Genomic DNA, 18,820 nt, shown 5'->3' on the forward strand with positions numbered 1-18,820 from the left:
TGACTCCCTGAAAGGGCTCCCATGCGGGAGCCCTTTCGCATTGGCAGAAAGCTCAGGCCACCAGGGTCTTGAACATCACGTGGGCATCGACATAGCCCAGCGTGCGGTGCCTGAAGGCCCCCGGCAGCGTGCCCACGATCGCAAAGCCCAGGTGCTGCCACAGCCGCACGGCACGCACGTTGCTGGCCACCACCAGGTTGAACTGCATGGCCCGAAATCCCATGGCCACGGCCTGCTGCTGGGAGTGCTCGCACATCAGCGAAGCCACGCCCTGCCCTTGCGCGGCCGGCACCACCACATAGCCGCAGTTGCACACGTGGGCGCCCAGCCCGGCCTGGTTGGGCTTGATGAAATAGGTGCCCAGCAACTGCCCTTCGGCACCGCAGGCCACGAAGGTGGCCGCGGGCAGCTCCACCCAGGCCTTGTGAATCTCGGCCTCGCTGCTGTCGGGCGCAAAGGCATAGGTGTCGCCCGCCTGGAAGGTGGCCTGGAGCACAGGCCAGACGGCTGGCCAATCGGCGGGCATGAGGGGGCGGATGGTGATCGGGGCGGGCGAAGAGGTCATGGACAAAGCGGTCAGGAGCGGGGAGATACTCCATTGTCCCGCTCCGCATAAAATCCGCAGTCGGCAACGGCCATCCCCTGGTGGTCGCGCCCTCCCACCACGAGTGACCGATCCCATGACCCAGCCCTCTGCCACCCTGGCAGCCACTGCCCTGCCCGCCCGCCCCGTGCGCTCCCAGTACGAGGACTTCATGCGCCACGTGTTCACGCAGGGCGTGCACAAGTCCGACCGCACGGGCACGGGCACGACCAGCGTGTTCGGCCACCAGATGCGCTTCGACCTGAAAGAAGGCTTTCCACTGGTCACCACCAAGAAGGTGCATCTGCGCTCCATCATCCAGGAGCTGCTGTGGTTCCTCACCGGGTCGAGCAACAACAACTGGCTCAAGGAGCGCGGTGTCACCATCTGGGACGAGTGGGCGCGCGAGAACGGCGACCTGGGCCCCGTGTACGGCGTGCAGTGGCGCAGCTGGCCCACGCCGGACGGCGGCCACATCGACCAGATCAGCGATGTCATCAAGACCCTCAGGACCAACCCCGATTCGCGCCGCATCATCGTGAGCGCCTGGAACGTGGCCGAGCTGAACAAGATGGCGCTGATGCCCTGCCACGCCTTCTTCCAGTTCTATGTGGCGCCTGCCCAGGAGCCCGGGGGCCGCGGCACGCTCAGCTGCCAGCTCTACCAGCGCAGTGCCGACATCTTTCTCGGCGTGCCCTTCAACATCGCCAGCTACGCGCTGCTGACCCACATGGTGGCCCAGCAGTGCGACCTGGACGTGGGCGACTTCATCTGGACCGGCGGGGACTGCCACATCTACAGCAACCACCACGAACAGGTGCAGACCCAGCTGGCGCGCACGCCCTACCCCTACCCCACGCTGCACATCAAGCGCCGGCCGGACAGCATCTTCGACTACCAGTTCGAAGACTTCGAAGTGCTGGACTACCAGTGCCACCCCGCCATCAAGGCGCCCGTGGCGGTCTGAGCCCCCTCGCCTTCCCATGATTCCTGCAGTGCAGGCGCCGATGTGCCCTGCCTGACATCCCCTGTCTCCCTTCACGAACCACAAAGAGCACTCACTATGTCTTCCGGCGGATTTCACGTACACGGCCCCCACGACCACGCAGTGGAGCATGCAGCACAGGGCCACGGCCATGGCGACGACCATGCGGCCAGCCACGGCAGCGAAGGCGGCGGCTCGTCGATGAGCAAGATCGCAATGTTCACGGCCATTGTCGCCACGGTGGGCGCGATCTTCGCGTACATGGGCGGCGCCACGCAGGCCAATGCCGGCCTGCTCAAGAACGACGCGGCCATCAAGAAGACCGAGGCCTCCAACCAGTGGAACTACTTCCAGTCCAAGAGCACCAAGCAGTCCCTGGCCGAGCTGGCCCGTGACCTGGCGCCCGAGGACCGCAAGGCCACCTACCAGGCCAAGGTGGAGCGCTACGAGAGCGAAAAGAACGAGATCAAGGTCGTCGCTGAAAAGCTCGAAGCCGACAGCCACAAGTTCGACCGCCAGAGCGAAGAGCAGATGCACCAGCACCACCGCTGGGCCCAGGCCACCACGGCGCTGCAGGTCGCGATCGCGCTGGCCGCCATCGCCCTGCTCACCCGCAAGAAATGGCTGGAGTACGGCATGTACGGCGTGGCCGGCATCGGCATCGTCGTCGGCGCGCTGGCCACCCTGCACATCTAAGAAGGCGTGACCGAACCCGCGTTCTACAGCCGGAGCAACCAGCTATGCCTCTGCATATGATCTACGCGCGCGCCGCCAACGGCGTGATCGGCAAGGACAACCGCCTGCCCTGGCACCTGCCCGAAGACATGGCGCGCTTCAAGTCGCTGACCCAGGGCTGCCCTGTGGTCATGGGCCGCAAGACCTGGGATTCGCTGCCGCCGCGCTTTCGCCCGTTGCCGGGCCGCACCAACATCGTCATCACCCACCAGGCCGACTGGGGGGCCGAAGGGGCCGTGCGCGCTGCCAGCCTGCAGGACGCCCTGCAGCACGCGAGCGCCGGCCAGACGGTGTGGGTGATTGGCGGCGCGCAGGTCTATGCCGAGGCCCAGCCCCTGGCCGACCGCATCGAACTCACCGAGATTGCGCAGGACTTCGAGGGCGACGCCCACGCGCCTGTGCTCGATGCCGGCTGGCACGAGACGGCGCGCAGCACGCACACGTCGACCAACGGGCTGCCCTTCAGCTTCGTGACGCTGGAGCGGCGGCGCGCCTGAACGGACACGCCCCTTGCTCGCCCGGCAGTATCAGAACAGCTTGGCGCAGTTCACCGGCAACTGGGCGGCCGTGGTCCCCTGCAGCACACCCATGCTGCCGATCAGGTTGCCCTGGCTCACCGACAGCGTGAATGGCAGGTTGAAGCTGGTGGCGCCCGTGAACGACGAGGCCGTGGCCGTGCCCATGCCGTAGCCATAGAGCGCATTGGCCGGGCCCAGGGCCGCGATGGTGAACATCGCAGGGCCGCTGGGCTGGCCACTGACCGTGATGAACACGCCGGTACCGGCCACCGCGCACTGGTAGACGCCGTCCAGCGGGCCGCCTGCGGCCATGCCCGCCCCCGAGGCCCCTGCCAGCAGCAGGGCTGCGGCTACCGATCTGAATGTATTGCTCATGCCTCTTGTTCCTTTGGTTTGCGTCACGCGTTCTGAATCACGGGACGCAAAGAAGTTCACAGCCGCCAACCCGCAAAAAAAAGCCCGCACGGAGGCGGGCAGCAACTTGCTTGTCGCAAGAGGGGATGCCGCTTGGAGGCCGGCAAGGAAATCATAGGCATCCCCCGCCCGCAAGGCTGTGACGCGGAGCACAGGTTGCTGCGCATTGCCGCGGCGGCCCCACGCGCCTCAGATGGCGCTGGTCCCCACCAGCGTGATGTCGACCAAACGTGTGCTCACATGGCCGTGGCCGTCGTCCAGGGTCACGGTGAACTGGTCGTGGCGCTGCTGGCCGCTGGCCAGCAGCGGGTCAATGGCCTGGTTGCCCACGGTGTAGAGCCAGTTGACCTGGCCGGTGTGGCCATCGGAGCGCACCTGGGCGGTCAGCGTCCCCAGGGCCCCGGCCGTGGGTGTGACGCTGACGGTGTGCGAGGCGAAGGCCGGGTCGGCAAAGCTGAAGCCGCCGGCCGTGGCCAGCGTGGCCGTGGCGTTGCTGCCGCCCAGGTCGGCCACCTTGCCGGGGGCGCTCCATTGGTAGGACTGGTTGAAACCCAGCGTGGCCGAGGCCACCTTTTGCAGCGCCACGGCCGTGGTCGCGTCGATGCCCAGGTCGCTCGCCACCTTGTCGCCCGCCCCCAGCGAGCGCGCGTCCAGGCCGGTGAGCGTCTCGAACAGCACCAGGCCCGAAAGGTAGGATCCGTACTTGCTCGCATGCAGGTTGTCGTCGTGCCAGAGGTTGATCTTGCCGCCGTTGGCGACGCTGGCACCGCCCGTCTCGGTGTAGGGGTCGCGGATGGACAGCCCGTTCTGCACGGCAGCCATGAAGGCCGTGCCCACCGGCGCAACCCCCACGAAGTCGGGGTTGACGGCCGCCAGGTTGGCATAGGCGTTCTGCAGGTCGGTGGTCATGCCCTCGAGCGTCAGGTAGTAGGCGCTGGCCTGGGTGTCCGAGCGGCTGATGTCCCCCGTGCCTTCGTAGGCGCCAGCACCGTTCAGCGTGCGCGAGGTGAGCATGTCGTAGGCGCCGGCCACCATGTCGGGCCGGGCCCAGGTGGCGTAGAGATACATGTCGGTCGAGGCGTCCGCATTCGGGTTGCCCGGGATCGTGGTGCCGGGCTGGGTGGTAGTGTCGGCCGCGCCGGTGTGCACGAAATTCTCGATCGCCGTGGCGTACTTCTGGAACTCGCCGATGTCGGCATTGGCGCCCGAGGTGGTGGTGAGCGTGGCGTTGGCAGAGATGCCGAAATCCGATTTGGACGGATCCGCCGCGAAGTAGGTGGCCGTGCCGTCGGCCGTGAAGTTCACCGTGAGCGCGGCACTGGTATCGCCGCTGCGCGTGAAGGTGTAGACCAGGTTCTGGCCGGCGTTCTCGTACACGCCTGCGGCCGAGCTCAGGCCCAGCGTCACGTTGGGCAGGCTGGTGTCGGTGCCCACCGCGAAGTCATCGTTGACGATGGTGCCGCTGACGGCGCCCAGCGTGCCCAGGTTGTAGTCCGTGCCGGTGGTCGGGTGCGCCAGCGTGATGCGGATCCCCTCGTCGGCCTCCACCGTGCTGTCGACGCGCGGGTCCAGCGTGATGCTGGCCGAAGTCTGGCCCGCCTTGATGGTGATGGTGCCGGTGTTGCTGGTGAAGGAGACGGCGCCCGTGGTGGTGGCCGCACCCGTATCGGCGCTGGTCGCAAAGCCCCCGCCACTGGTGAAGCGATAGGGTGAAGTGCCTGCGCCTCCCGCAGCCGAGAATGCGCCGCTGGCGATGTTGTACAGCTCCAGATCCTGGCTTGCGGAAACCGCGTTCGAGACCGATGGCGACGTGCTGCCGTCGCGGAAGGCGGTGAAGCCCACGACCAGGTCGCTGATCGTGGGACCGGTGCGCGTGAAGGTGAAAACCAGGTTGGCCGTGCCGTCCTCCGTCACCTGGCCAGGGCTGGCCACCAGGGTCACCGTGGCCAGGGCCGGGTTGGTGGCGGGGGCGGTGGGGTCGTCGTTGAGGATGGTGGTGCCCACGGCGGAGCTGGTGCCCACGCGGTAATTGCCGGCCGAAGCGGCCAGCTTCAGCGCCAGGGTCTCGTCGTATTCCTTCGCGCCATCGGCCGTGGGCGTGATGACCAGGTTGGCCGTGGCGCTGCCCGCCGCGAAGGTGATGCTGCCCGAGCCCGAAGGCAGCGGTTCGTCCGTCTGGTCCTGCAGCACCACCAGTTCCCATTTCTGGCTGGCAATGTTGCCGCGCATGTCCCAGCCCGCGGCCGAGGAGTTCAGGTAATGGCCCTTGAGCGTGGCCGCGTTGCGGGTGGAGAGCGACACGTCGTAGCCCAGGCCCACCTGGTCGGCGAACTTGTCGAACAGGCCCGCCACGCCGCCCCAGGGGTGCGGCTCGTAGAGGTTGGCGCCCGTGAGATTGGTGAAGGTGCCACCATTGGCCGGCGAGGTCAGGTCGTGCACGCCGAAGGCATTGGTCGCCGCATCGTAGGTGTTGTATGACATGGCCGGGTCGATGCGCGCAAAGGTCGCGCTGTTGCCCACGAACAGCACCGGGTTGAACACCGTGGCGATGTCCACGGCCGCGGCTGCGCCCTTGTTGCCGGCCGCATCGCTGTAGCTGTCCTTGGCCACGGCGATGTGCCCGCCCGTGTCGAGGTGGGCCGAGCTGGTGGCCGTGAAGGTGGCCGTGCGCACCAGGCCCGTGCCGCTCAGTGCGCCCAGCGTGCCGCCGGACGCCGTGATGTCTGCCGCGGTGAAGCTCGCGCCCGGGTCTTCGGTGAAGGTGAAGGTGATGGTTGCGGTACCGCCCGTCTTGAGTGCAGCGGCAGAGCTGGTGATGGTCAGCACCGGGGCCTGTGTATCCACGGGGCCCGGCGCGTCGCCTCCACCGCCGGATGCCGGTGGCGTGGGCGGATTGCTGCCCTGGCCCGCGGACACGCCGGGCGCCAGTTCCCCCACGGCCTGCTGCTGCACCGCGGCCGTGAAGGCTGCGCCCGTGTAGCCGTTGGCCGCAGCCTGGAAATTGCCCGTGGCCACCGAGCCCGCCGCATCGGTGGCCGCAGCCGCCACCTGGCCCAGCACCGCCACCGTGCTGGCAGCGCCGGCCGCATCGTTGGCGGCATCCACCACCTTGCCGATGAGGTCCAGGCTGGTGGCATCCAGCCGCAGGCCATAGTCGCCCGCCGCATCGGCCACGATGGCGCGCAGGAAGGTGGCATCCGACAGGTTCGCCACGCCGGCGCTGCCCCCCGCTGCGTCGGCGAGGGCATCCGCCAGGGACGCGATCAGCGTGCCCGCCGCCGCGCCTGGCTGGCCCGCATGCGGCGTGGCCACGCCCGGCTGGCCGGCCTTGGCCTCGGCCGCATCCATCGCCGCCGCGCCGATGCTGACCACGTTCACCAGCGCCACTGCCGCCTTCTGGTAGGCCAGGGCCACGGCCTTGTCGGCGGCACTGGCGCTGCTGCTGGCCAGCACGGCCAGCGGGTCGTAGGTCAGCAGGTTCACGCCGGCAGGCAGCCCCAGCGCCTTGGCGATCAGGGCCGTGGCCTGCTCCACCGTCGTGGTGGCGCCGCCCTTGTCCATCAGCGCCTGCACCAGGGTCGTGATGGGGTTCAGCACCGTGCTGCCGGCAGGTGCGGTGAGCAGGCCCTTGAAGGCCTTGTTCGTGAGCAGGTCGGTGCCGCCGGTGGCCACCAGCGTCCCCTGCACGTTGGCCGGCAGCGTGAAGCCGCCCGCGCCATCGGTGGTGGCAGACCATTCGCCCGCGTCCAGCCTGTGGTTGCCATTGGCGTCGGCAAACACGGTGGCACCCTTCACATAGCCATCGGCCACACGCCCCTGGAGACCCGCGGCGGTGAGCCTGCCGGCCAGGGCCTGCACACCGCTGATGCCCATGGCCGCGCTGGCATCGGTGGCGCCAATGCCCTGCAGCAGGGTGTGCACGGCCGCCGACACGCCCTCTCCGCTGAACAGCGCGCCCTTGTTCTGGCTGGCCAGCGCACTGTTGAAGGCGTTGGCCGCTTCGGCACGGTGGTCCAGCGTGGTGTAGACCCCCCCATCGGCGTTGACCAGGAAATCCATCAGCCTGGCCCAGGTGGTGAGGCCCTGCTCCTGCGCCAGCCGCGCGATGGCCAGGCCGTCGTCCGCCGAGAGCACCACGCCCAGGCCGTTGAGCGCCAATTGCTGCACCGTGCCGCCCACGCCACGGCTGGCGACCATCTGGCCCATGGCCATCTCGAAGGCTGCGGCCACCCGGCCATAGTTGCCATCGGCAGTGACCACCGCCTCGAATTCGGCGAGCAAAGGGGCCGGTGCGGCATGGCCGGTGGCGAGGATGAAGATCTGCTGCAGGACGTGGGATGCGTTGGGCGTGGACATGGCGATGCCTTCCAGGTACGGAATACGAAGTGGGAAGTTGGGAGCGAGGGGAAAACCACGAGGCCCGGCAGGCGGCCTCGGACTGGCTGGTCAGGCGGCGGCACAGGCCCCGCCCAGGCTCAGACGGGCAGTCGCCTGTCCGGGAGCGGGGGCATGGAATCGAATGGCAAGGCTTGTCTCCAGCGTTGTAATTTGGCGCAACGATAAGCCTGCGGCCTCATCAAATCCAATAGTATTTTCAGGGCATCTGCATATGTTGTGCATATGCATTTTTTCGCCCCGAAATGCCTCCGCGATCATCCCCGCCAATCAAGGATAGGATGCACCCCAGTGCAATCGCCATGAGCGATTGAGATTGAACAAGCAAGGACCGATGATGGTGATGAAGATCGCGACGTGGAACGTCAATTCCCTCTCCGTGCGCCTGCCCCAGGTGCTGGCCTGGCTGGCCGCCAACCCGGTGGATGCCATCGGCCTGCAGGAGCTGAAACTCACCGACGACAAGTTCCCGCACGACGCCTTCAAGGAGGCCGGCTACGAGGCCGTGGCCTTCGGCCAGAAGACCTACAACGGCGTCGCCATCCTGAGCCGCCACCCCCTGGCCGACGTGGTGCGCAACATCCCGGCGCACGAGGACGAGCAGGCGCGCGTGATCATCGCCACGCTGGACACGCCCGCCGGCCCGCTGCGCCTCATCAACGGCTACTTCGTCAACGGCCAGGAGCCGGGCTCGGAAAAGTTCGCCTACAAGATGCGCTGGCTGCAGGCCCTGCAGGACCTGGTGCGCGCCGAGATGGCGGCGCACCCGCGCCTGGCCCTGGTGGGCGACTTCAACGTGGCGCCGGAGGACCGCGACTCCTACGACCCGGTGGGCCTGCGCGAGACCATCCACCACACGACCGAAGAGCGCAACCACTTCAAGGCGCTGCTGGAGCTGGGCCTCACGGACAGCTTCCGCATGTTCGAGCAGCCCGAGAAGATCTACTCCTGGTGGGACTACCGCATGCTCGGCTTCCAGAAGAACCGGGGCCTGCGCATCGACCACATCCTGGTGAGCGAGGCCCTGCGCGCCAGCGTCACGGCCTGCGTGGTGGACCGCGCCCCCCGCAAGAACCCGCAGCCCAGCGACCACGCGCCGGTGGTGGTCACGTTGGGGTAGTCCGCTCTTCTCTCATGCCTTGGCCTCGAAGGCGTCGCTGTACTGCACCGTGCCTGCAGGCACAGGCCCGGTGAATGCAAGGGCCATGAAGTACTCCGGCGGCACGCCGGGCAGGACCAGGGCAGGTTCGGCCCGGAAACCAAATCGCGTGTAGTAAGCTGGCTCGCCCAGGAGGACACAGCCCACCGTCCCGGGCAGTGCGCGCAGTTGCGCCAGCGCCTGCCGCATCAGCTGCGCGCCGATGCTTTTGCCCTGGCAGGAGGGCAGCACCGAGATGGGCCCGAGGCCGTACCAGCCGCCTGCGGGGGCGGGGTCCACAGTGACCGGCGAGATGGCCACATGCCCGGCGATTTGCTCTATGCCCTGCACCTCGCCGTCCAGGTCCCCATCCACCTCCGTGCGCCGCTCCATCGCCACCAGCGAGACCGCCAGCTGCCCGCGCTCTCGAAGTGCGCGCACGATGAACTGCTCGGTGTGCGAGCTGTGCTGTGCGTGTTCGAAGGCGGCAACGGTCACGGCCTCGATGGCCGGTGCGTCACCGGGCAGCTCCGGACGCAGGTGGATGGTGGTCATGGGCGGCACGGGGGTTCTGGAAGGAGCGCGGCCCCAGCGGCCGCAGTCACCGCATTGTGCCGGCATGCCGGCGTTCAGGGTTTGGCCGGTGCCGCCGAAAACGCGTAATGCGAAAACTTCCACTGCCCATCGCGCTGCTTGCGCAGCACGAACAGCTCCTTGAATGCCGCCGGCCCAGCGGGCTGGGCGTTGCCCTGCACCTTGAGCGTGCCCGCCGAGTGGCTGCGCAGCAGCGCCGCATCCTTGCCCAGCAGCTGGATCTCGTCCACGGTGAAGGCCAGTTGGAGCGCAATCGCCTGGAACGTGCCGGCGTAAGCGCTGCGCAAAGCCTCCCGTCCTGTGACGGCAGGCGCATCGGGCGCCATCTGCACACCATCGTCCGTGTACAGCTGCACGATGGCGGCGGCGTCGGCGCGGTTGAGCGCGTCTTCATAGCGCTGCAGGGTCTGGCGGATGGCGGCGGTGTCATCCGCTCCCGCAGCGACCGCCACCGGAGAGACCGCGCCCAGGGCCAGCATGGCAGTGGTCGCGAAAACGGCCGCCAGGCTGCGGCGTGGCAAGGGGAAGTGTTGCATGGAAGGCTTTCGATGGAATGGTGAGAAAGAAGGGTCTGCTTGCACTTGCATGAGCACTCGCACTCAGACGCGCACCCAGGCCGGAGCGGCCGCCGGGCCCCAGCCCAGGAAGAAGCCGAACTGGATGTTCATGCCGCCCAGGGGCTCCAGGTAGCGGCTGTTGCGCAGCGGGCCGGCATCCACGGGCTCGAAGCCCAGCACGCGTGCCAGTTCGTGCACCCGGCCCTTGGCGTCGGCCGCATCGCCCGCCACGAACACCTGCAGCGGCGCCTTGCCCTGGCGCGCACCGGCTGCCAGCAACTGGGCAAAGATGGTGTTGAAGGCCTTGACCACCTGCGCCCCCGGCGCGGCGGCCTGGATGGCTTCGGCGGCCGAGGTGGTGGTGCCCAATTGCAGGCCCTGAAAGTCGGCCGTCACCGGGTTGCTGATGTCCACCAGCACCTTGCCCTGCAGCGCCGCGGCAGGCAGGGCCTGGAGCACCTCCACGCTGGCACCATAGGGCAGCGCCAGCACCACCACCTCGGCTGCGGCGACCGCAGCCGCCACGTCCAGGACCCGTACGCGGCCCTCGGCGAGCGCAGCCGCCTTGCCGCCAGCCTCGCGCACGCCCAGCGCCACCTCCACGCCGGCCGCCGCCAGCGCCGTGGCCAGGCCACCGCCCATGTTGCCCGCGCCGATCACTGCAATGTTTGCTGTCGTCATGACTTTTCCTTTGTCCATTGGTTGGTTGAAACAAGGACTTCAGTGTCGATTCAGACCCAATTCAGATAAATACCTAGAATGTTGCTATATTCGAAATGATTGGATTGCAATGGACCGTTTCACGGGCATGGCGGTGTTCGTCAAGGCGGTAGAGCTGGGCTCGTTCCGCGCTGCGGGCGATGCGCTGCAGATGTCGTCGCAGTTCGTGGGCAAGCATGTGCAGGCGCTGGAGCAGCACCTGGGCGTGCGCCTGCTGCACCGCACCACCCGGCGGCAGAGCCTCACGGACTTCGGGCGTGCCTACGTCGAGCGCGCCCGGCTGATCCTGGCCGAGCTGGAGCAGGCCGAGCAACTGGCGGCCGAGGCGCGCTCCGTGCCCAGCGGGCGGCTGCGCATCAATGCGCCCGTGAGCTTTGGCATCCACAGCCTGGCACCGCTGTTGCCCGCGTACATGAAGGCGCATCCGCAGGTCGAGGTGGAGCTCACCACCTCGAACCGCGCGGTGGACCTGGTGGACGAGGGCTACGACGCGGTGTTCCGCGTGGGCGTGCTGCAGGACAGCGGCCTGATTGCGCGGGCGCTTGCGCCCTATCGGCTGGTGGCATGCGCCTCCCCGGGCTACCTGCAGGCGCACCCACAGCCGCTGTCGACCCCCTGGGACCTGCAGCAGCACGAATGCCTGGGCTTTGCCCACACCGAGCTGCGCACCCACTGGAGCTTCGATGGCCCCGAGGGCCGGGTCGTCGTGCCCGTGCACAGCCGCCTGGTGGCCGACCATGGCGAGCCCCTGGTGCACGCCGCCCTGGCGGGCCTGGGCATCATCCTGCAGCCGCTGGATGCCGTGCAGCATGCCCTGCACGGCGGCCAGCTGGTGCCGGTGTTGCAGGGCTATGCCGTGCCCTCGCGTCCCCTGCACCTGGTCTATGCGCCGGACCGGCGGGTGACGCCCAAGCTGCGCAGCTTCATCGATTTTGCGCTGGAACACTTCGCGCCACCATGAGGTCCCCGGCCCAACGCACACCGCCGCCATGGGCGCAAACCCATGGCGGCGGTGGCGGGGAGCCGCAGCGGTACCTTGTGTGGTTCAAAGCACGGCCACGGCCCTCACGGAGGCGGCCTGCCCGTTCCCTGCCCGCCTGCGTACAGGCGGGCAGGAGGCCGAGAGGGCCGGCGAACCGGTCAACGTGCAGGGTTGAAGCTGTCGCGCAAGGCCTTCACCTCGTCGTGGTTGCGCTGGGCGCCATCGGCCTGGCGCTGGACCAGGGCGCGCAGGTCCTGCGGCAGGCTGGCCTTCAGGGCCTTGCGGTAGCGGGCCACGGCCGCATCCTCGCCGCGTTCGCACTCTTCCAGCACGGCCTTGTCGTCCTGCGTGGACAGGGCCGTCTTCACGGACACCCAGCCGCGGTGCAGTGCGCCGGCCACGGTACCGCCGCTGACAGGTTCACCGCCACGGGCGCGGATCTCGCGTTCAAGTTCGGCGGCAGCGGCCGCGCATTCACGCGAGTGGCGCTGGAAAATGCCCTTGAGCTGGCCCGAATCGGCATGCTCGGCGCTGGCGTGAAAGCCGTACTCACCATCGCGGGCCGACTCCAGCAGGTCGTTCAGGGTGTCGATCACGTCGTCGTTGTCGATCTCGCCCGCCACTTCCAGCGGGCAGCTGTTGTAGGCACGCTCATAGGCGGCGCGGGTGGCGGGCTGCACGTCGGTCCAGGCCAGGCCATCGTCGCCATGGCGGGCGCGCCAGTCATCGGCCAGGCGGGGCTCGACGGCGTCGTAGTCGCCTTCATAGCGGCCCACCGAACTCCAGCCCAATTCATAAGCGGGGCGGTACTGGTCGTACGTCCGGCCGCCCACGTAGTAGGGCTCGCGGTGGTAGTTCTCGCGCCAGTAAGCATCTTCATTGGTGGGGTTGACGGCTTCGCCGGCGGCCTTGCCAGCCAGCCCGCCCGCCACCGCACCGGCCACACCGCCGATGGCGGCGCCCACAGGACCACCGAAAGCGCCAGCTGCGGCACCCGCAGCGGCACCGCCGAGGGCAGCGCCCACGCCCGTGCCCACGGGGTGTGCACCAGGTTCATTCGTCAGGGGGTCACGGTTCGCATCGTTGAAATCGGCCATAAGAGGTCTCCGGTTGGTTGGACAGTGGGTTCATTGTGGGAGGCCCCTCGCGCCCCATGGGTCGGCAGGCAGAGGGTGCCGGTGTAGGACATCCGGCCCCTTGTGCAGAGGCCTCGAAACAGCCTGAAACAGATGCCGCCGCCGCCCTTGCAGGCCGTCTGGGCAATCGCACTGGACAATGCCGCATGAGCCTGCCAACCGCCCCCACCGCCCCTGTGATTTGCTACCTCGAATCGGCCGAGCACGGTGAATTCATCGAACTGCTGCTGTACGAAGGTGGCACCCGCTTGCGCGTGCGCAGCGGCACCATCGGCAAGCCCTGCCTGGTGCTCAACGCCACCTACGGAACGGCCAGCAAGGCGCAAGCCCACTGCCAGCGCCTGCAGGCCGAATGGCATGAACGGGGCTACATGCCCTGCAACCCGTCGCTGCCGGTGGCCGATGGCAGCGTGGCCGACGAGCTGTTCTGCGACGGGCGCATACCGCACCCGCTGCTCGATGCCTTCCTGGCCATCAACGGGGCCGACGAACTGCGCGGCCAGCCCCGCAGGCTGGCGCTGTTCCGCCACGGGCTGCGCTGGCACACGGATTTCGACCTGGAGCGCATCGCCGAATTCGGCCTGCATGCCGGCGTCATCGTGGAGGGGGATGTCAAGGTCGCTGGCGTGTTCAGCCAGCTGACCTACACCTACCCGGGGCAGACGCTGGTGAGCGGCACCATCCACGCCACGAGCTTCGGCCATGGTGACGGCCACATGCGCGTGATGGGCGACGTGAAGGTGGCCAACATCATCTACGGCGAGTACAACGACGGCAGCCTGGTGATCAATGGTGCGATGCACGGCCGCGCCTTCATCACCCTGGACCATGACATGTACGCCGAAGGCGGCTACCACCTGCCGATCTGCGAGTGGAATTCGCACGAGAACTGGGACGGCTGTCTGGAACCCGAACTGTTCGAGTTCGACGACGAGGACGCAGACGAGCCGGGCAGCATGATTGCGGCAGAGGCGATACGCCGCTTCATGCGCGAGGGACGCGATCCCTTTCGCCCCGGCGCACAGCCGGTGATGCGCGAGCCCGAGCCTCCGCCCCCACCGCCACCCCCACCCCTTTCGCCTTTCGCCCAGCGCGTGCGCGAACTGGTGAATGCAGAGGACGTTGAAGGCCTCACCCAACTGATCGAGACCTGGCCCGACCACGGCGAGGAATGGGAGCAGGCCCTGGTCGGGCGCCTGTACGCCCCCAGCACGACGCCGGAACAGCGGTTGCGGCTGAAGGCCTTGCAGAAGAAAAAGCCGTAGCTCAGGCCGCGGCCACCTCGACCTGCACTCCGGCAGCCAGCTCCAGCACCTCGCGGGCCTGGTCTGCCCCCAGCTCGGCACCACGGCCGGTCCAGGCGACGAACTGGTCCGGGCGCACCAGCACCAGGCGGGCGTCGTAGCGCTCGTGCTCGCCAGCGCCTTGCGCCTGCACCACCGCCAGGGGCAGCGACTGCTCGGCGGCGGCATCGCGGAAGGCCTGGACCTCCTGCGCGCTGGCGCCGAAGGCCAGCAGGGTAAAGCCGGCGCCCAGCTCCTCGTACACATTGCGGCTCGAGGGCAGACGGGCCGGCGCCAGATGGTGCCCGGGCCGTGCATCGAAGCGGTGCGAGCCCTTGGCGCTGCTGGCACGGCCCGCGCTGTCCCAGACCACGGCCGAGCCCTCGTAGTGGGGTTCGAAGGCATGCACCTCGCCCACCGCGCCCTGGGCCCGCGCCCTCCAGGCGGCCTCGAAGGCGGCCAGGTCGTGTGCGGGGTCATGCGCATCGAGGAACGCGCGGTCCGTGTCGATGGACTTGGCGATGAAATCGTTGATGGTGGAGGCGAACACCGGGCGCCGTTCGGCATCGTACGAGTCGAGCAGGCGCTCGCCGCCCCAGCCCTGCAGGGTGGCAGCCAGCTTCCAGCCCAGGTTGCGCGCATCCTCGAGCCCCGAGTTCACGCCATAACCGCCGTAGGGCGGGTGGCTGTGCGCCGCATCGCCGGCCACGAAGACCCGGCCCTGGCGGTAGCGGTCGGCCAGCATGAAGCGCAAGTCCCAGAATCCGACGTGCTCGAACTCCACGTCGAACTGCGCACCCACCGCTTCGTGCAGGTAGGCCGCGAAGTCGAAGTTGTCCTTGGTCGTGCCCGGTGGCACGGGCGCATGGAAGAACCAGGTGCTCCCCAGGTCCACGCGGCCGAAGAACTTCCAGTAGCCCTTGAGTTCAGGCTGCAGCACGTTGTAGTAGGACTTGCCGGGGTAGCGCTCGAGCAGCTGGTGCAGCCCGTGCGAGCGGAATACCAGCAGCACCATCATGCGGTCATGGTCCGTGCGGGTCTGCGGGATGCCAGCCTGCTCGCGCACGACGGAACGGGCGCCGTCCGAACCCACGGCATAGGCACTGCGCAGCACGCGCTCGACACCGCTGCCGCCGCGCTCCGCGATGGTGATGGACACCCCATCGGCATCCTGTACCACGGCCTTGGCTTCCCAGCCGTAGAGGGTCTGCACCGAAGGCAGCTCGGCCACGCGCGCGCGCAGCACGGCCTCCGTCGCGTACTGCGGCAGCCGCTCATTGCCGGTGAAGTAGTAGGGCTTGACCAGGTCGCGCTGCAGCCAGTCGTAGGTGTGGGGGCCGAGCAGCGTGCCATGCGCCGTCAGCCCGCCGATGCCGTATTCCACGGGGATGGTGCGCGCTGCACGCAATGGCTTCTCCGCCCCCCAGAAATGGAAATGCTCCATGGTCCGCTGGGTCAGGTTCTGGCCCTTGGGGATGGGCTGGGGCTGTGGATAGCGTTCCACCACGATGGTGCGCACGCCGCGCTGGCCCAGCTCGATCGCCAGGCCCATGCCCACGGGCCCACCGCCGGCGATGACCACTTCGGCGTCCTGCGCCAGATCCTTGTTCGATGCGTTCATTGCGTCTGCTGCTTTCGTCATCATCATCATTCGGCGGTGATGCCCTGGGCCTTGATCAGGTCGGCCCAGCGCTTGGCGTCGGCCGCCACCAGCTTCTTGAAGGCATCGGGTGTGCTGTGGGCAGGTGTCATGCCCTGGGTCTCGAAGGCCTTGGCCACGGCGGGTGCCGCCAGCACCTCGCGCAGCTCGGTGTTCAGGCGCTCCACATAGGCGCGCGGCGTACCGGCCGGAGCGAACACGCCGTACCACATGTCCACGTTGAGATCGCCCACCTTCAGGCTGTTCAGCGAAGGCACCTCGGGCAGCAGCGGATGGGGTGTTTCGGAACTGATGGCCAGAGCCTTGAGCTTGCCCGCCTTCACGTGCTGCAGGGCCACGTGGATGGGCAGGAACATGGCGTCGATCTGCCCGCCGAGCAGATCGGTCACGGCCGGTGCCGTGCCACGGTAGCTGATGTGCGTGAGCGAGACCTTGGCGCGGTTCTTGAGCAGCTCCATGGCCAGGTGGTGCGGCGTGCCCGCGCCGGGCGAGCCGTAGTTGAGCGCACCGGGCTTGGCCCTGGCGCGCTCGACCAGCTCCTTGAGCGACTGGATCTTCGAGCCCTCGCTGGCCACCAGCAGCAGTTGCCCCCAGCTGGTCTGCCCCACGGGCTGCAGGTCGGTCAGCGGGTTGAAGCCCTGCTTGGGGTACAGCGCCATGTTCATCACCAGCGTATTGACGCTCACCAGCAAGGTGGCCCCATCGGCCGGCGCACGCACCACTTCCTGCGTGCCGATGATGCCCGAGGCACCCGCCTTGTTGTCCACGAAGAAGGGGCGCTTGAGCCGCTCGGACAGCGGGGCTGCGATCTGGCGCGCGATCAGGTCGATGCCGGTGCCGGGCGTGAACGGCACGACCAGGCGCACGGGCGTGTCCGCACCACTGCCTTGCGCACGGACCAGGGGTGCCGCCACCGTGGCCAGGGCGCCGAGCACGATGCGTCGGCGTGGAAGGGAGGACGGCTGCAACGGGGCTGCAAGGGTCATGGCTTTGTCTCTTTGGAAGTTGGACCACAATTACAACGACAGTCTTGATTTGAATCAAACGGAAATTTCTGATGAATTCGTCAACAAAGCTGATGAATGTGAGTAGCCGCCAGCTCCACGCTTTTTTGGAGGTGACACGCCTGCAGAGCTTTGCCAAGGCGGCCGAGCAGGTGCACCTGTCCCCATCGGGCATGAGCATGCTGGTCAAGGAGCTGGAGGAGCAGATGGGCGCACGCCTGTTCCACCGCACGACCCGCTCGCTCACACTCACCGATGCGGGCCGGCGGCTGCAGCCGGTGGCCGAACGCATCGTCGGCGAGCTGCGCACGCTGGGCGCCGTGCTCGATGGCAGCGAGGCAGCCGTGCGCTCGCGCCTGCTGGTGGCGGCCACGCCCATGATCTCGGCCAGCCTGCTGCCCGATGTGGTGCGCGGCTTTGCCGACACGCATCCCGCGGTGCAGGTGCACCTGGCCGACGTCGAGGTGGGCACCGTGCGCCAGGAGGTGCTGGAGGGCGAGGCCGACATCGGCTTCGGCTTTTTCGTCAAGCTGGCCGTGGGCCTGTCGCGCCAGCCGCTGTGCAAGTTCCGGCTCATGCGCATCAGCCCGCCCGGTGCGGGCAGCAGCGGCCTGGCCGAGAGCCTGCCGTGGAGCAGCCTGGCGGGCCTGCCCCTGGTGAGCCTGCCTTCGGGCAACCCGATCCAGGTGGTGATCGAAAAGCACCTGTCCCGCCTGGGCCGCACGCACGAGGAGCGCCCGCGCATGAACCTGCTGGGCACCATCATCGGCATGGTGCGCGCCGGCCGGGGCCATGCCGTCATCCCTTCGTTCGCCATGGAGGAATGCCTGCGCCAGGGCCTGGGGGTGGCCATGCTGCGCGATCCCGTGGCCCACCTGGACCTGTACCTGGTGTCACGCCGCGGCACCCAGCCCAAGCCCGCGGCACTGGCATTTGCGGCGGCGCTCAAACGCGCCGCGGCGCGTCTACCGGGCTAGCGTCGCAAGGACGCCAGCAGCGCGGCGAGCAGGATCAGCGAGCCCCCGAGCACCGTGCGCGCCTCCAGCTGCGAGGCCGACAGCAGCACCGAGGACACGCTGGCAAACACCACTTCGGACAGCATGACCACCGCCGTGGTGCCCGCCGTGAGGCGCGAGGCGCCGAACTGCAGGGCCCAGTTGCCCAGCATCAGCACGCCCGACAGCAGCAGCCCCGTGATGGCCCAGGTGGCGTTGAAGGCCGGGAAGGCCTCCACCACGCCGAACTGCATGCCGACGACCGCCGCCAGCAGCGCCATGAGCATGCAGCCGCCGAACATGGCGAACATGCGCGCCTGCCCTGGCACGGCGTGCAGGCGGCGCACCGTCACATTGACCAGCGCGAACATGAAGCCGCCCATCAAGGCCAGGCCATCGGCCATGGACAGGCCCTGCAGCAGGCTGGCCGGCGAGGCGTCCCCGGGCAGCAGAACCAGGACCACACCGGTGAAGGCCAGCACCAGCCGCGCGATGGCCATGGGCGTGGGCCGCTCGCCCAGGATGCGCCAGGCCAGCAGCACCGCCCAGGCGGGCATGAGGTAGAACAGCAGGATCACGCGCACCACGTCGCCCACCGTCACGGCCCAGTTGAAGGCCACGTTGTTGAAGCCCGAGGCCAGCGCCAGCAGCCACAGCCCCGGGTGCTGGCGCACCTGCGCGAGGATGCCCGGCCGCAGGGTCAGCAGGCCGAGCAGCACCACGGCGTACATCGCCGCAGTGGCCCACAGCGGGTGCAGCCCGGCACCATGCATCAACCGGAACGGCCACCAGGCCAGACCCCAGACGAAGGCGTTGAACAGCAGGGCGAAGACGGGCAGCGGCGATTGCATGGAGAAAAAAGAGGCGCCCGCGAGCACTCCGGGCGCGGGCATCGGTCAACGAAAGGGACGTGGCGCAAAAGGCCGACAACCGGCAGGGCAAAGGCCCTGTCGCCGGGCGATTGTGCCTGCCCTTCGGTGGCCGTGCTGGTCAGCCACGTTCGGCCGCCTGCAGCAGGTCCCCGGGCGTGTAGCCGAAGGAGCGGCGAAACCAGCGCGTGAAGTGCGCCTGGTCGGCAAAACCGCACTCCGCCGCGACCGCGGCGGCCGGCTCCCCCCCCC

At 68.3% G+C, this 18,820-nt stretch carries 18 protein-coding genes; 7 read left to right on the plus strand and 11 right to left on the minus strand.

Going from position 1 to position 18,820, the window contains the following annotated elements; genetic code table 11:
• Positions 1–52 precede the first annotated feature (52 nt).
• Complete coding sequence (locus PMI14_RS18230; protein ID WP_007856747.1) at positions 53–565, minus strand: GNAT family N-acetyltransferase; 513 nt, start codon at positions 563–565, stop codon at positions 53–55.
• 115 nt (positions 566–680) lie between these two features.
• Between PMI14_RS18230 and PMI14_RS18235 the strand changes: the two genes are divergently transcribed.
• From PMI14_RS18235 to PMI14_RS18245, 3 genes are all read left to right on the plus strand, one after another.
• Positions 681–1,550, plus strand: a complete 870-nt coding sequence (locus PMI14_RS18235; protein WP_007856748.1) for a thymidylate synthase — start codon at positions 681–683, stop codon at positions 1,548–1,550.
• Between the two features lie 96 nt (positions 1,551–1,646).
• Positions 1,647–2,264 carry a DUF4337 domain-containing protein gene (locus PMI14_RS18240; RefSeq protein WP_007856749.1) on the plus strand — a complete coding sequence of 206 codons (618 nt, stop codon included), beginning with the start codon at positions 1,647–1,649 and terminating at the stop codon, positions 2,262–2,264.
• Between the two features lie 44 nt (positions 2,265–2,308).
• A complete protein-coding gene (locus PMI14_RS18245) occupies positions 2,309–2,800 on the plus strand; it encodes a dihydrofolate reductase (RefSeq protein WP_007856750.1) in 492 nt (163 codons plus the stop codon).
• A 30-nt stretch (positions 2,801–2,830) separates the two neighbouring features.
• Here PMI14_RS18245 and PMI14_RS18250 read toward each other — a convergent pair whose 3' ends face one another.
• Both PMI14_RS18250 and PMI14_RS34945 read right to left on the minus strand, forming a co-directional pair.
• Entirely contained in the window at positions 2,831–3,196 is a 366-nt protein-coding gene (locus PMI14_RS18250) for a hypothetical protein (protein ID WP_007856751.1), read from the minus strand.
• Between the two features lie 228 nt (positions 3,197–3,424).
• Positions 3,425–7,591, minus strand: a complete 4,167-nt coding sequence (locus tag PMI14_RS34945; RefSeq protein WP_007856752.1) for an S-layer family protein — start codon at positions 7,589–7,591, stop codon at positions 3,425–3,427.
• A 382-nt stretch (positions 7,592–7,973) separates the two neighbouring features.
• Here PMI14_RS34945 and xth point away from each other — a divergent pair, with 382 nt between their 5' ends.
• Positions 7,974–8,750 carry an exodeoxyribonuclease III gene (gene xth, locus PMI14_RS18260; RefSeq protein ID WP_035204449.1) on the plus strand — a complete coding sequence of 259 codons (777 nt, stop codon included), beginning with the start codon at positions 7,974–7,976 and terminating at the stop codon, positions 8,748–8,750.
• 12 nt (positions 8,751–8,762) lie between these two features.
• Here xth and PMI14_RS18265 read toward each other — a convergent pair whose 3' ends face one another.
• The 3 genes from PMI14_RS18265 to PMI14_RS18275 all read right to left on the minus strand — a co-directional run bounded on the left by PMI14_RS18265 (position 8,763) and on the right by PMI14_RS18275 (position 10,600).
• The gene (locus PMI14_RS18265) at positions 8,763–9,323 is read right to left on the minus strand and encodes a GNAT family N-acetyltransferase (protein ID WP_007856756.1); all 561 of its coding nucleotides are present in this window, start codon (positions 9,321–9,323) and stop codon (positions 8,763–8,765) included.
• A gap of 74 nt (positions 9,324–9,397) precedes the next feature.
• Positions 9,398–9,898, minus strand: coding sequence for an SgcJ/EcaC family oxidoreductase (locus tag PMI14_RS18270; protein WP_007856757.1), 501 nt, complete (start codon positions 9,896–9,898; stop codon positions 9,398–9,400).
• 63 nt (positions 9,899–9,961) lie between these two features.
• Positions 9,962–10,600: an NADPH-dependent F420 reductase gene (locus tag PMI14_RS18275; protein ID WP_007856759.1), complete on the minus strand. Its 639-nt coding sequence runs from the start codon at positions 10,598–10,600 to the stop codon at positions 9,962–9,964.
• A gap of 109 nt (positions 10,601–10,709) precedes the next feature.
• Between PMI14_RS18275 and PMI14_RS18280 the strand changes: the two genes are divergently transcribed.
• Positions 10,710–11,600: a LysR family transcriptional regulator gene (locus PMI14_RS18280; RefSeq protein ID WP_007856760.1), complete on the plus strand. Its 891-nt coding sequence runs from the start codon at positions 10,710–10,712 to the stop codon at positions 11,598–11,600.
• 179 nt (positions 11,601–11,779) lie between these two features.
• Here the strand turns inward: PMI14_RS18280 and PMI14_RS18285 are convergent, their stop codons facing one another.
• Positions 11,780–12,718 carry a PA2169 family four-helix-bundle protein gene (locus tag PMI14_RS18285; RefSeq protein WP_007856761.1) on the minus strand — a complete coding sequence of 313 codons (939 nt, stop codon included), beginning with the start codon at positions 12,716–12,718 and terminating at the stop codon, positions 11,780–11,782.
• A 185-nt stretch (positions 12,719–12,903) separates the two neighbouring features.
• Here PMI14_RS18285 and PMI14_RS18290 point away from each other — a divergent pair, with 185 nt between their 5' ends.
• The gene (locus PMI14_RS18290) at positions 12,904–14,022 is read left to right on the plus strand and encodes a hypothetical protein (protein ID WP_007856762.1); all 1,119 of its coding nucleotides are present in this window, start codon (positions 12,904–12,906) and stop codon (positions 14,020–14,022) included.
• 1 nt (position 14,023) lies between these two features.
• Here the strand turns inward: PMI14_RS18290 and PMI14_RS18295 are convergent, their stop codons facing one another.
• Both PMI14_RS18295 and PMI14_RS18300 read right to left on the minus strand, forming a co-directional pair.
• The gene (locus tag PMI14_RS18295; protein WP_035204444.1) at positions 14,024–15,661 is read right to left on the minus strand and encodes an FAD-dependent monooxygenase; all 1,638 of its coding nucleotides are present in this window, start codon (positions 15,659–15,661) and stop codon (positions 14,024–14,026) included.
• A gap of 26 nt (positions 15,662–15,687) precedes the next feature.
• A complete protein-coding gene (locus tag PMI14_RS18300; protein WP_007856764.1) occupies positions 15,688–16,686 on the minus strand; it encodes a tripartite tricarboxylate transporter substrate binding protein in 999 nt (332 codons plus the stop codon).
• Between the two features lie 71 nt (positions 16,687–16,757).
• On the opposite strand from PMI14_RS18300, the gene PMI14_RS18305 reads away from it, so the two are divergent.
• On the plus strand, positions 16,758–17,681 hold the full coding sequence (locus PMI14_RS18305; protein ID WP_007856766.1) for a LysR family transcriptional regulator: 924 nt from the start codon (positions 16,758–16,760) through the stop codon (positions 17,679–17,681).
• Here PMI14_RS18305 and PMI14_RS18310 read toward each other — a convergent pair.
• A complete protein-coding gene (locus PMI14_RS18310) occupies positions 17,678–18,550 on the minus strand; it encodes a DMT family transporter (RefSeq protein WP_035204450.1) in 873 nt (290 codons plus the stop codon). The genes PMI14_RS18305 and PMI14_RS18310 overlap by 4 nt on opposite strands.
• A gap of 139 nt (positions 18,551–18,689) precedes the next feature.
• A partial coding sequence (locus PMI14_RS34295; protein WP_007856768.1) for an AraC family transcriptional regulator occupies positions 18,690–18,820 on the minus strand: 131 nt, incomplete at its 5' end.

Origin of the sequence: Acidovorax sp. CF316, from assembly GCF_000276605.1 — a bacterium.
GTDB lineage: Bacteria > Pseudomonadota > Gammaproteobacteria > Burkholderiales > Burkholderiaceae_C > Acidovorax.

What these genes read in the sequence shown, in the direction of transcription:
- PMI14_RS18230 (WP_007856747.1), bottom strand. Translation starts at nt 565, where the DNA reads ATGACCTCTTCGCCCGCCCCGATCACCATCCGCCCCCTCATGCCCGCC.
- PMI14_RS18235 (WP_007856748.1), top strand. Translation starts at nt 681, where the DNA reads ATGACCCAGCCCTCTGCCACCCTGGCAGCCACTGCCCTGCCCGCCCGC.
- PMI14_RS18240 (WP_007856749.1), top strand. Translation starts at nt 1,647, where the DNA reads ATGTCTTCCGGCGGATTTCACGTACACGGCCCCCACGACCACGCAGTG.
- PMI14_RS18245 (WP_007856750.1), top strand. Translation starts at nt 2,309, where the DNA reads ATGCCTCTGCATATGATCTACGCGCGCGCCGCCAACGGCGTGATCGGC.
- PMI14_RS18250 (WP_007856751.1), bottom strand. Translation starts at nt 3,196, where the DNA reads ATGAGCAATACATTCAGATCGGTAGCCGCAGCCCTGCTGCTGGCAGGG.
- PMI14_RS34945 (WP_007856752.1), bottom strand. Translation starts at nt 7,591, where the DNA reads ATGTCCACGCCCAACGCATCCCACGTCCTGCAGCAGATCTTCATCCTC.
- xth (WP_035204449.1), top strand. Translation starts at nt 7,974, where the DNA reads ATGAAGATCGCGACGTGGAACGTCAATTCCCTCTCCGTGCGCCTGCCC.
- PMI14_RS18265 (WP_007856756.1), bottom strand. Translation starts at nt 9,323, where the DNA reads ATGACCACCATCCACCTGCGTCCGGAGCTGCCCGGTGACGCACCGGCC.
- PMI14_RS18270 (WP_007856757.1), bottom strand. Translation starts at nt 9,898, where the DNA reads ATGCAACACTTCCCCTTGCCACGCCGCAGCCTGGCGGCCGTTTTCGCG.
- PMI14_RS18275 (WP_007856759.1), bottom strand. Translation starts at nt 10,600, where the DNA reads ATGACGACAGCAAACATTGCAGTGATCGGCGCGGGCAACATGGGCGGT.
- PMI14_RS18280 (WP_007856760.1), top strand. Translation starts at nt 10,710, where the DNA reads ATGGACCGTTTCACGGGCATGGCGGTGTTCGTCAAGGCGGTAGAGCTG.
- PMI14_RS18285 (WP_007856761.1), bottom strand. Translation starts at nt 12,718, where the DNA reads ATGGCCGATTTCAACGATGCGAACCGTGACCCCCTGACGAATGAACCT.
- PMI14_RS18290 (WP_007856762.1), top strand. Translation starts at nt 12,904, where the DNA reads ATGAGCCTGCCAACCGCCCCCACCGCCCCTGTGATTTGCTACCTCGAA.
- PMI14_RS18295 (WP_035204444.1), bottom strand. Translation starts at nt 15,661, where the DNA reads ATGAACGCATCGAACAAGGATCTGGCGCAGGACGCCGAAGTGGTCATC.
- PMI14_RS18300 (WP_007856764.1), bottom strand. Translation starts at nt 16,686, where the DNA reads ATGACCCTTGCAGCCCCGTTGCAGCCGTCCTCCCTTCCACGCCGACGC.
- PMI14_RS18305 (WP_007856766.1), top strand. Translation starts at nt 16,758, where the DNA reads ATGAATTCGTCAACAAAGCTGATGAATGTGAGTAGCCGCCAGCTCCAC.
- PMI14_RS18310 (WP_035204450.1), bottom strand. Translation starts at nt 18,550, where the DNA reads ATGCAATCGCCGCTGCCCGTCTTCGCCCTGCTGTTCAACGCCTTCGTC.